We start from the raw sequence: 10,870 nt of genomic DNA on the forward strand, positions 1-10,870 counted from the left end.
AAGTCAAAGTTGGAAAACCGCGCGCCGGCCTGCGCGGAACACACGGCACAAGAAAGTCTGTGCACCGATGTGCGGGGCCGGATGCGCGTGACAAAGCCGGTGAGTATAACCAGATGCAGGTTTGACCGCCCGGGGTGGATCAGCTATTTTTCGCGCTCCAACCAGCTGACCGTACCCAGCATGACCCGAAAATCAGAAGCGGCGTCAGAACCCGCCAGCTTCGAGACCGCCATCGAAGAACTCGAATCCATCGTGCGTGCGATGGAAGACGGCAAGTTGCCGCTCGACAGCGCACTGGAGCGCTACCAGCGGGGCGTCGATCTGGTGCGCCACTGCCAGTCGGCGCTGAACGCGGCCGAACAGAAAGTGCAGATACTCGAAGACGGGTTGCTGCGCGATTTTCCGGCCGATGCCAGCGCACGTGGCGATGACTGACGACGGAACGAATTTTCGCGACTGGGTGAGCGCGGTACAGCAGCGCACTGAAAGTGCGCTCGACAGGTTCCTGCCACCCGACACCATCGCCCCGGCCCGATTGCACGAAGCCATGCGCTATGCCGCGCTTGGCGGCGGCAAGCGGGTGCGTCCCCTGCTCTGTCACGCAGCAGGCGCCTTGTCCGGCGCCGCGCCGCAAGTGCTCGACGCCGCCGCCTGTGCGCTTGAACTGATCCACGTCTATTCCCTCGTGCATGACGACATGCCGTGCATGGACGACGATGTGCTGCGCCGCGGCAAGCCCACGGTGCATGTGCAGTACGACGACGCAACGGCGCTTCTGGTCGGCGACAGTCTGCAGTCGCTCGCCTTTCTGCTGCTCTCCGAACACTGCACGGTCGCCCCGGCCGCGCGTGTCGCGCTCATCACACAACTGGCGGTCGCGTCAGGGTCGCGCGGCATGGCCGGCGGTCAGGCGATTGATCTGGCGTCGGTCGGCCTGGAACTGGACGTCGAAGCGCTTGAATTCATGCATATCCACAAAACCGGTGCGCTGATACGCTGTGCGGTGAAACTGGGTGCAGCCTGTGGCGAACTGGACGCAGCCGGCACGGCGAAGCTGGACCATTACGCAGCGCGCGTCGGCCTGCTGTTCCAGGTGGTGGATGACCTGCTCGACTGTGAAGCGAGCACGGCGGCGCTGGGCAAGACTGCAGGCAAGGACGCTGCGGCCAACAAGCCGACCTATGTCACCACACTGGGCATTGGCCGGGCGCGCGAACGCGCCCGCGAGCTGCACGACGAAGCGCTCGACAGCCTCACCGGTTTCGGCAACAAGGCACAACGCCTGCGCGAACTCGCCGATTTCGTGCTGACACGGCAGAACTGAACATGGACAGATCCTTGCAAACGACAAGCGCCTACCCGCTGCTCGACACGATCGACTCTCCGGCCGACGTGCGGGCGCTCGATGCGCGCGACCTCGCTCCGCTGGCGGCCGAACTGCGCAGATTCCTGCTCGAATCGGTGTCGCGCACCGGCGGTCATCTGTCGTCCAACCTCGGCACGGTGGAACTGACCGTCGCACTGCACCATATATACAACACGCCGCACGACCGCATCGTGTGGGATGTGGGCCATCAGACTTACGCACACAAGATACTGACCGGCCGGCGCGAACGCATGTCGACACTGCGCCAGTATCACGGCGTGAGCGGCTTTCCGCGTCGCTGCGAAAGCGAGTACGACACCTTCGGCACCGCGCACTCTTCGACCTCGATCTCCGCGGCGCTCGGTATGGCGGTCGCCGCCCGTGCGCAGGGTGTGAAGCGGCACAGCATTGCGGTGATCGGCGACGGCGCGATGACGGCCGGCATGGCCTTCGAGGCGCTGAACAACGCCGGCGTCGAAGACGCAGACATCCTCGTCATCCTGAACGACAACGACATGTCGATCTCGCCGCCGGTCGGCGCGCTGAACAAGTACCTGACGCGGCTGCTGTCCGGCCAGACCTACAACGCTGCGCGGCGCGCTGGCGCCAAGGTGCTGGAGCTGGCGCCGTCGTTGAAGGAATTCGCCAAGCGCGCGGAAGAACATGTGAAAGGCATGATCACGCCGGGCACGCTGTTCGAGGAATTCGGCTTTCACTACTACGGCCCGATCGACGGACATGACCTCGACGCACTGATTCCGACACTGGAAAACCTGCGCGAACTGCCGGGACCGAAGTTCCTGCACGTGATCACGAAGAAGGGCTACGGCTACAAACTGGCGGAAGCCGACCCCATCCTGTACCACGGCGTCGGCAAGTTCGACCACCTTGCAGGCATCCAGACGGCCAAGGGCGCCGGCAAGCTGACCTACACCCAGGTGTTCGGTGACTGGCTGTGCGACATGGCGGCGCTGAGCGACAAGCTGATGGCGATCACGCCGGCGATGCGCGAAGGCTCGGGCATGGTGCGCTTCGCCCAGGAATACCCGACGCGCTACTTCGATGTCGGCATCGCCGAACAGCACGCGCTGACCTTCGCGGCCGGCATCGCATGCGAAGGCATGAAACCGGTGGTCGCCATTTACTCGACCTTCCTGCAGCGCGCCTACGACCAGCTGATCCACGACGTCTGCCTGCAGAACCTGCCGGTCATGATGGCACTCGACCGCGCCGGGCTGGTGGGTGCCGACGGTGCGACCCACCACGGTGCGTTCGACCTGTCCTACCTGCTGTGCCTGCCGAATATCGTCGTAATGACGCCGAGCGACGAGAACGAATGCCGGCAAATGCTGTACACCGCCTACCTGCACGAAGGCCCCAGCGCGGTGCGCTATCCGCGCGGCAGTGGCCCCGGCGTACCGTTGCAGAGCGACATGCGCGCCTTGCCGATCGGCAAGGGCGAGCTGCGCCGTTCCGGCAGCGGTGACGTCGCCCTGCTCGCCTTCGGCGCCATGCTCGCACCGGCGCTTGCGGTGGCCGATGAGTTCGATGCCAGCGTGGCGAACATGCGCTTCGCCAAGCCGCTGGACACGGCGCTCGTGCTCGAACTGGCACAGCGCCACGCAGTGCTGGTGACGCTGGAAGAAAACGCGCTGATCGGCGGCGCCGGCAGCGAGGTCGAGCGAGTGGTGAACGACGCCCGGCTCGCCTGCCGCGTGGTGCGCATCGGCCTGCCGGACCGCTTCGTCGATCACGGCGACCCGGCACAGCTGATGGCGGAAGTCGGTCTGGATGAGGCAGGCGTGCGGATTCGGGTGCGGGCAGCACTGCAACCGCTGGATGTCGACTGACATCACCTGCGAGACCAGACGTGAAAAAGGGACCTAGCGGTCCCTTTTTCACTACCACTGCGCGGAGCGCCGAGCGCCCCGCCTGACGGATGTCAGCCTTGCTTGGCAGCCGGTGCAGCGCGGCGTACCAGCTTTTCCTTGATGCGCGCCGACTTGCCCGAACGTTCGCGCAGGTAGTACAGCTTGGCGCGGCGCACGTCGCCACGACGCTTGACCTCGACCGACGCAATCAGCGGCGAGTAGGTCTGGAAGGTCCGCTCGACGCCTTCGCCGCTGGAAATCTTGCGCACGATGAAATTCGAGTTCAGACCGCGATTGCGCTTCGAGATCACGACGCCTTCGTAAGCCTGGACGCGCTTGCGCTCGCCTTCGACCACGTTCACGTTCACGATCACCGTGTCACCCGGTGCGAAGTCGGGGATGTTCTTGCCCAGACGGGCGATTTCTTCCTGCTCGAGTTGCTCAATCAGATTCATTGCAAAAACTCCTGGTCAGTGGCATTGCCTTGCCGCAGAGCACCTGTTCCGTGATGCGCGCATTTATTGAAGTGATCCATACCGCGACCACTCTATCTACTTCAACCGCCGTTACTTCATCTTCTACAGCAGGTCCGGCCGACGCTTGCGTGTCAGCGCCAAAGCCTGCTCGGCCCGCCAGCGCCGGATGCGGGCATGATCACCCGACAGCAGCACGTCCGGCACCGTTTCGCCTTCCCACGTTTCCGGCCGCGTGTAGTGCGGACAGTCGAGCAGGCCGGCGACGAATGAATCCTCGATCGCAGAATTCGCATCATTCAGGGCACCCGGAAGCTGGCGGATGATGGCATCCATCAGCACCATCGCCGGCAACTCACCACCGGACAACACGAAATCACCCAGCGATACTTCCAGGTCGACATGACGATCGATCAAGCGCTGATCCACCCCTTCATACCGACCACACAACAAAACCAGTGCCTGCGCGCCCGCCAGTTCCATCACCCGGCGATGCGTCAGGCGCTCGCCAGCCGGTGAAAAATGCACCACTTTCACCGCTCCGGCGTGGCGTGCCCGGCACGCCGCAATCGACTGCGCCAGCGGTTCCGCCATCATCACCATGCCGGGACCACCGCCATACGGCCGGTCATCCACGGTACGGTGAGCGTCGGTCGCGAAATCACGCGGATTGACGTAATTCGCCCGCCACAACAGTCGTTCCATCGCGCGTCGCGTGATGCCGCTGCGTTCGATGGCCGCAAACATTTCAGGAAACAGCGTGATCACCTCGAAGGCGATACCCGCCGTTCCGGTGCCTTGAACAGCGCCGTCAGGGCCTACCACTGCGCATCCCATTCGACACGAACCACGCCCGCTTCGCGATCGACATCGGTCACCACGGCCGACACGAAAGGGATCAGGCGTTCGACCACCTTGTCATCGGACTGGGCATCGACCACGACCAGCACGTCGTCGGCACCGGTTTCAAGCAGCCGATCGATGTGACCGAGCGTCACGCCTGCACTGTTGACGACCGTCAGGCCGATCAGGTCACCCCAGTAATATTCATCCTCTGCGGTGTCCGGAAGCTCATGACGCGGTACGGCGACATACAAGCCGACCAGCCTTTCCGAACCGTTGCGATCGTCGCAGCCTTCGAACTTCACGACCGGACCGGTGTTCTGCAGTTTCAATGCGGCCAGCTTCAACGTGCTCCACTGCGCCACAGGCGCATCGGCATCGGCATGAACACGCCAGTCACGAATCACTTTCCAGGACTGAGGGTCGTCACCGAATGGGTGCAACCTCAACCAGCCCTGCACACCAAACGGCGCCGACAGCCGCCCGAGGACGACCATGGTGCTCGCCGAGCCGGAAATCAGGCGACCTTCTTGACCAGACGGGCGACCGTCGGGCTCAGTTGCGCGCCGACGCCAGTCCAGTAGGCCAGTCGTTCAGCGTTGACCGACAGGCCGGTGCCTTCCGGGGCGATCGGGTTGTAGTAACCGACGCGCTCAATGAAGCGGCCATCGCGACGATTGCGGGAATCGGTCGCAACGATATTGAAAAACGGGCGCTTCTTGGCACCCCCACGCGCGAGACGGATAACGACCATTACACTTCCTTCGAAACGAGGAAAACCCGCGATATTAGCGAAGAACCTACTACGCAGCAAGACATTCACCACGCAACTTCGATCGTCATCAGGCGACCGGGTTCTGCGATTGCGCAAGAACCTGCTGTATCAAAGCGCGCAACCGCGCCGGACGCACCGGCTTGTGCAACACCGGGTAGCCACGCGCGGTCGCCATGCGCCTCACTTGCGGATCGGTGTCGCCGGTTACCAGTGCGGCGGCGATGCCACCCTTCTGCTCGGCGAGCAGCGTATCGAGCACGTCAATACCGGTTGCGACGGCTGCGAGCCGAAAATCGCACAGGACAAGTGCCGGCGCCTTGTCGCGCTGCCGGATGGCGTCGCGCGCTTCAGACAATGTTCCGGCACACAGCACCTCGCAACCCCAGGAGGCAAGCAGGCCGGCGATGCTGGTGCGGGACCCCGGATCGTCATCGATGACGACAACGAACAGCGAAAGCCGGTCGGGCCTCACTTCCGGCACATCTTCGGGCGTCGGCCGGTTGCCACTTTCGACACGGGGGACTTCGATCGCGAACACCGACCCCACACCGGTCTGCGAGCGAACGGTCACCTCGTGGCCAAGCAGTCCGACCAGCCGCCGCACGATGGCCAGCCCCAGCCCAAGACCCTGGCCGCGCGCGCGCGCGGGATTCTGCAATTGGTAGAACTCCTCGAAAATCATTTCGAGCGCCTCGTCCGGGATACCCGGACCCGAGTCGCGCACCTCGATGCGCAGGTGATCGCCACGCGCTCGAACGGCAATCAGCACGCCGCCACGCTGCGTGTAACGCACCGCATTGGACACCAGGTTGATCATGATGCGTTCAAGCAGCAGCGGATCGGTCTCCGCCCATGCATCGGTCGCGCGCAGCTTCAGGCGCAGTCCGCGCTGCAGTGCATCGGCCGCGAAGTCCTCGACGATGCGGGACAACAGCGGCTGCAACGCAAATTCCGAGCGACGCGCCGTGACACCACCGGCGTCCAGCTTCGACATGTCGAGCAGCGCATCGAGAAGGTCTTCCATCGCGCCGACCGATTCCTCGATCTGCCTTATCAGGGACCGATGTTCCGAGCCTCGCAAGCGCTCGGCCAGCTCGGCAACGAACAGTCCGAGCGCATGCATCGGCTGGCGAAGGTCGTGGCTGGCGGCTGCAAGGAAACGCGATTTGGCATGATTGGCGCGTTCGGCATCATCGGTGCGGCTGCGCAACTGGCGGGTCGCATCGGCGATGCGTGCTTCAAGCTCGTCGCGCGCCCGGGTCAGCCGCTCGGCCATGTTGTTCACGCCTTCGCCCAGGATGCGCAGCGACCCGCCTCCCGCTACCGTCACACGCTCGTAGAGATGGCCGTCGCCGATGCGCCGGACGACGCGCGATACTTCCCGCACCGGTCGGGTCACCGTATGGCTGATGCGGATCGCAAAAGCGCTCGCCGCCAGCAGTACACAGGCAATGACGATCGCGCTGGTAACGGCGAAATCGGTCTTCAGCGCATCGACCCGCTTGCGCGACACCTCGACCAGTACCCAGCCGGTGGGGCGATTGTCGACGGTGCCTTCGGTCAGCCCGTCGAACATGTCGTGGTCGCCGATCACCGCACTGCGCACGATGGGTTCGATGAACAGCGTCGACGACTCAAGCTCGACCAGTGCCAGTCCGGCCGGCCGGGCACCAGGCACATACGCTTCGCGGCTGAGCGAACCGCCCGACACCACGAGGTCTCCGTCGCGACTCGACACCATGATGCCGGTAACATCACGTTCCCGCCGGGCGGCTTCGATCAGCGCCACCAGTGCATCGGTATTGCCCGAAAACACGCCGTAGTCGGCGGACGCCGCAACCTGACGCGCAGTGGCGTGACCACGTTCGACCAGCGCGCTTTCGAGCGCGGCCAGGCGATCCAGCACAAGCCACACGCCACCGACAAGACCGCACACCAACAGGGGCGCAAGTGCCACCAGCAGAACGCGGGATCGGATTCCCCAGTGCTTCATGGCGATTTCTCCTGCTGCACCAGTTGGTCGCGCAGGGCTTCGGCATCGGCGATCCGCAGGCCGAGCGAGCGTGCAACATGGGTATTCACCGACACCGTGAAGTGACGGGGAAAGCGCGCTTGCGGCCAGCTGCGCTCAAGTGTCCAGCCGATCATCGCGTCGGTGGCCTGGCGCGCCATCTGTTCGGGCGTCGAGTAAAGCGACATCACTGCGCCGGCACGCACGTAGGCGGCGGAAAACCCGACCACCGGTATGCGGGCACGGAAGGAAGTCAGCAGCAGGTTGCGCACGGTGCCGGCGTTGTGCACACGCGGATCCGGCAGTGCGAGAAACAGTTGGGACTGCTCGATAACCTGTGTGAGCGACGAGAAAAGCGACGCCTCGCTGGTAAAGGACGCAGACACCAACTGGAGCGGCGTGCCGGTCATCGCCTCGCGCAGCGGCTGCAGGCGTTGCGGTGTTTCGGCATCAGCCACCACGCCGATGCGCCGCACGTCGGGCAGTGCCAGACGGATCAGCGCCACCTGTCGCGAAAATGGCTGATCAATATGGACGGCCGACCACCTGCGGGCATCACCGGCAACCAGGGCCTCGTAGGCCGCCTTCGGCACCAGCGTGGACAGCACCGGCACCTTGACCTCGCTCTGCACAAGCGTGCGCAGCGCACTCGCACCGACCGCGACCACAAGATCATGCGACTCGAGCGCTTCGGGCGAAAAATCTGCCCGCGACAGCACGGCGATCGCATAGCCGCCACGCGCGCCGCGCTCAGCCTTCAATGCATCGGCAAACTCCGCGTAGGCGCCCCCCGATTCACTGAGCAGGACCAGCACGGACGCCGCGAACGCGGCTGGCGCACCAAGCAGGAGAAAAGCGCACAGCAACACGCCGGCCGCCCGGGAGAACCGGGAGCGCATGGACCACCGGGCGGGTGTGTGTGCCGACGCAAGCACGTGAACGCGGTACTGCCCCGACGCTGACTGAAGACACGATGAGTATGCTTCAAGGCTCACGCGCACATCATCATCCGAAGGGCTGATGACGTGCGCGAATTCCCTTTCAGCACACACCCAGCGCCTGTGCGATCTGCTGCTGCATCCGGCGCGCGGCCGCGGCCGGGTCGGACGCATTGCGGATCGGGCGCCCGACCACGAGGTAATCGGCGCCGTTGGCCAACGCCTGCGCGACATCGACCGTACGCTTCTGGTCATCTGACGGCCGGTTATCGACCGGCCTGATGCCCGGCGTCACGACCAGCACGCGCGAGCCGAGTTCGGCGCGGATCGCCGGCGCTTCCAGACCCGAGGACACGACGCCATCGCACCCGGCGGCCAGCGCGCGCCGCGCGCGCGACAGAACAAGTGCTTCGACATCACAGGCAAAGCCGAGATCGTCCAGATCGCCGCGATCGAGACTGGTCAGCACGGTCACTGCGAGTATCTTCAACGCGCCCTTGTCGGCGCCGGCCGCTTCCATGATGGCCTGATTGCCGTGCACCGTCGCAAAGGTCGCACCGCTGCAGGACAGCGCGCGGACCGCCGAACGCACGGTTTCGGGCACGTCGAAGAACTTCAGATCGACGAACACCTTCTTGTCCCGCTTCACCAGCCAGTCGAGCAGCTCGAAGTAGTTGCCGGTCATGAACAGCTCCAGACCAATCTTGTAGAACCGGACCGCGTCGCCCAGCTGGTCGACGACGGCGCGCGCCTGATCGGCACTCGGTACATCCAGGGCAACGATCAGCCGGTCGGCCGGGTCGATGATGGGGCGTTCAGCGCTGGCGGGTCGGAAGTCGGTCATGATCCAGAATGAAGTGAGGCGTATGGCCTGCGCACGAAAAGCCCGAGTTTACTAGAATCATCTCTACCTTCTTCCGCTGCAACGATCGCTCACGATGTCTTTTCCCGCTTCCGTATCGCCCGTACTCGAAGGGCTCATCCGTGACGCGCGGACCGGACAGGGCATGAGAACGGTGCTCGACTGGCTTGCAAAGCCGGTCGATGCCCGAGTCGCGGTTGAATCGGCCGCGCTGTCCGCCCACCTTGACATGCTCGACCAGGCGAATGTGGCGCAGACGGCCCGCGTGCGCATCCTCGACATCTTCCACGACCGTGCACGAGCCTGCGCAGCCGCACTGAAGCCAGAACTTGCGGCGAGCGCGCTGCCGGTCGAACGCGCCATGCGTGGCACGGCGGAACAACTCTGTTTGCTGCACATGCGGCTCGCTCGTGCCTATCTCGAGGCACTCGCAGAAGGCGCGGCCCATCGGCCCGCACGCACCGCAGGACATGCCATGGTGTGCGTACTCGACGCCTACGCACTCAATGTGCTCATCGCGGCCGACGACCCGCCAGGCATGTGGGGCACCGCCAATGCGCTGTTGATGCATGCGCGGGCGGTGGCTGCGCCGGTCAGCAGCCGGCCCGATTCTGTTGACGCGGAACAGCTGTACCGCCAGCTGGTCGCACTGGCGCTGGCGCAGCCGCCCAACCTTGCACCCGCCGATTTCTTCCGGGTGGCCGAGTACGTGCGCAGCTACTCGGGCGCAGTACAGATGCAGGTACAACCCCCGCACCGCGACCTGGATTCATGGTTCTGGCTCGACGACGAGATCGACCATGGCCCCACCGCACTGCTGCGCTCACCGGCCGACACGGAACGCACCGGGCACATTCTTTACTGCTCCTGTCAGCGGCTGGGGCAGGTACTCGGCCAGCACCTCGACCTGATCGACGAAGGTGGAAGCGCTGGCGAACTGCATCTGCCTGCCTGTCTCGAACAACTGCCGACACGCCGGCTGATGCGCATGCTTCAGTCGCGCTGGATGTCGATGCCAAGACGCCAGCAGTCGCGCCGCGAGCGTACTCAGGACGTACGCATGTTGATCGGCTTCGACGCGATATGGACACTGCTCGAACGGCGCGATGCCTCGCCGGACTGGCAGACCTGCAGTTCGCACTGGATCATCCAGAACGACAGTGCGAGCGGCTTCGCACTGAGCCTGGCGAGCGGGCAGACCGGACTTGTACGTCCGGGCACACCGGTCATGATCAAGGGCGTCGATTCGCGAAAATGGATGATCTGCGTGGTGCGCTGGGCACGCAGCGGTCAGGCGGACCGGATGGAAATCGGTGTGGAGCTGCTCAGTCACGGCGCCCAGGCGGCCACCGTGGTATTCGGCACCGAGCGCGTATCCGGTCGTACGCCGGTCGCAGCGCTGCGGCTGCCGCCGCTGACTACGCGGCGCCCGCAGCCGGGCCTGATGCTGCAGACGGGCGCCGCAGTCGGGCGCGACATCCTCATCGCACATGCTGCCGGCGAGCGCCTGCGGCTGGGCGATGCCCGGTTGTCGGACCTCACGCTGCAGACCCACGCCTTCGAACTGTTCGAACTTGAAGAACTGATGACACCCTAGGGCGTGTTCTCATTTGTCGAATTAACGGTATGCCAAATGGAAGCGCCATCGAAAAAGTCGTTCACGGTCAAAGGCATAGCAGGGGACTGTTCACAGCGGCCTGAATCTGGTCATATCCTGACTTTTGGGCTGAT

General features: G+C 64.3%; 11 protein-coding genes. 4 read left to right on the forward strand and 7 right to left on the reverse strand.

The annotated features are described in order from the left end of the window. Positions 1-180 precede the first annotated feature (180 nt). Genes Q8Q80_RS15775 through dxs form a run of 3 tightly spaced genes read left to right on the forward strand, consistent with a single transcriptional unit; the run spans position 181 to position 3,216 of the window. Entirely contained in the window at positions 181-435 is a 255-nt protein-coding gene (locus Q8Q80_RS15775) for an exodeoxyribonuclease VII small subunit (protein ID WP_305633833.1), read from the forward strand. Further along, a complete protein-coding gene (locus tag Q8Q80_RS15780; RefSeq protein ID WP_305633834.1) occupies positions 428-1,324 on the forward strand; it encodes a polyprenyl synthetase family protein in 897 nt (298 codons plus the stop codon). The genes Q8Q80_RS15775 and Q8Q80_RS15780 overlap by 8 nt, the downstream gene beginning before the upstream one ends. A 2-nt stretch (positions 1,325-1,326) precedes the next feature. Continuing rightward, on the forward strand, positions 1,327-3,216 hold the full coding sequence (gene dxs / locus Q8Q80_RS15785) for a 1-deoxy-D-xylulose-5-phosphate synthase (RefSeq protein ID WP_305633835.1): 1,890 nt from the start codon (positions 1,327-1,329) through the stop codon (positions 3,214-3,216). Between the two features lie 92 nt (positions 3,217-3,308). Here the strand turns inward: dxs and rplS are convergent, their stop codons facing one another. The 7 genes from rplS to pyrF form a co-directional block, all read right to left on the reverse strand. After that, positions 3,309-3,692 (reverse strand): 50S ribosomal protein L19, encoded by a 384-nt coding sequence (gene rplS, locus Q8Q80_RS15790; protein ID WP_305633836.1) that lies wholly within the window; start codon positions 3,690-3,692, stop codon positions 3,309-3,311. A 123-nt stretch (positions 3,693-3,815) separates the two neighbouring features. Next, positions 3,816-4,547, reverse strand: coding sequence for a tRNA (guanosine(37)-N1)-methyltransferase TrmD (trmD, locus tag Q8Q80_RS15795; protein ID WP_371132777.1), 732 nt, complete (start codon positions 4,545-4,547; stop codon positions 3,816-3,818). Further along, positions 4,529-5,050 carry a ribosome maturation factor RimM gene (gene rimM / locus Q8Q80_RS15800; protein WP_305633838.1) on the reverse strand — a complete coding sequence of 174 codons (522 nt, stop codon included), beginning with the start codon at positions 5,048-5,050 and terminating at the stop codon, positions 4,529-4,531. Before rimM ends, trmD begins: the two co-directional genes overlap by 19 nt. Before the next feature lie 20 nt (positions 5,051-5,070). After that, complete coding sequence (rpsP, locus tag Q8Q80_RS15805; RefSeq protein ID WP_069039486.1) at positions 5,071-5,307, reverse strand: 30S ribosomal protein S16; 237 nt, start codon at positions 5,305-5,307, stop codon at positions 5,071-5,073. A gap of 88 nt (positions 5,308-5,395) precedes the next feature. Continuing rightward, on the reverse strand, positions 5,396-7,321 hold the full coding sequence (locus Q8Q80_RS15810) for an ATP-binding protein (protein ID WP_305633839.1): 1,926 nt from the start codon (positions 7,319-7,321) through the stop codon (positions 5,396-5,398). After that, the gene (locus Q8Q80_RS15815) at positions 7,318-8,238 is read right to left on the reverse strand and encodes an ABC transporter substrate-binding protein (RefSeq protein ID WP_305633840.1); all 921 of its coding nucleotides are present in this window, start codon (positions 8,236-8,238) and stop codon (positions 7,318-7,320) included. Before Q8Q80_RS15815 ends, Q8Q80_RS15810 begins: the two co-directional genes overlap by 4 nt. 142 nt (positions 8,239-8,380) lie before the next feature. Then, on the reverse strand, positions 8,381-9,121 hold the full coding sequence (gene pyrF / locus Q8Q80_RS15820) for an orotidine-5'-phosphate decarboxylase (protein ID WP_305633841.1): 741 nt from the start codon (positions 9,119-9,121) through the stop codon (positions 8,381-8,383). 163 nt (positions 9,122-9,284) lie between these two features. Between pyrF and Q8Q80_RS15825 the strand changes: the two genes are divergently transcribed. After that, entirely contained in the window at positions 9,285-10,736 is a 1,452-nt protein-coding gene (locus Q8Q80_RS15825; protein ID WP_305633842.1) for a hypothetical protein, read from the forward strand. The last annotated feature ends 134 nt before the right edge of the window (positions 10,737-10,870 follow it).

The sequence above is a fragment of the Methyloversatilis sp. genome (assembly GCF_030698125.1).
Classification (GTDB): domain Bacteria; phylum Pseudomonadota; class Gammaproteobacteria; order Burkholderiales; family Rhodocyclaceae; genus Methyloversatilis.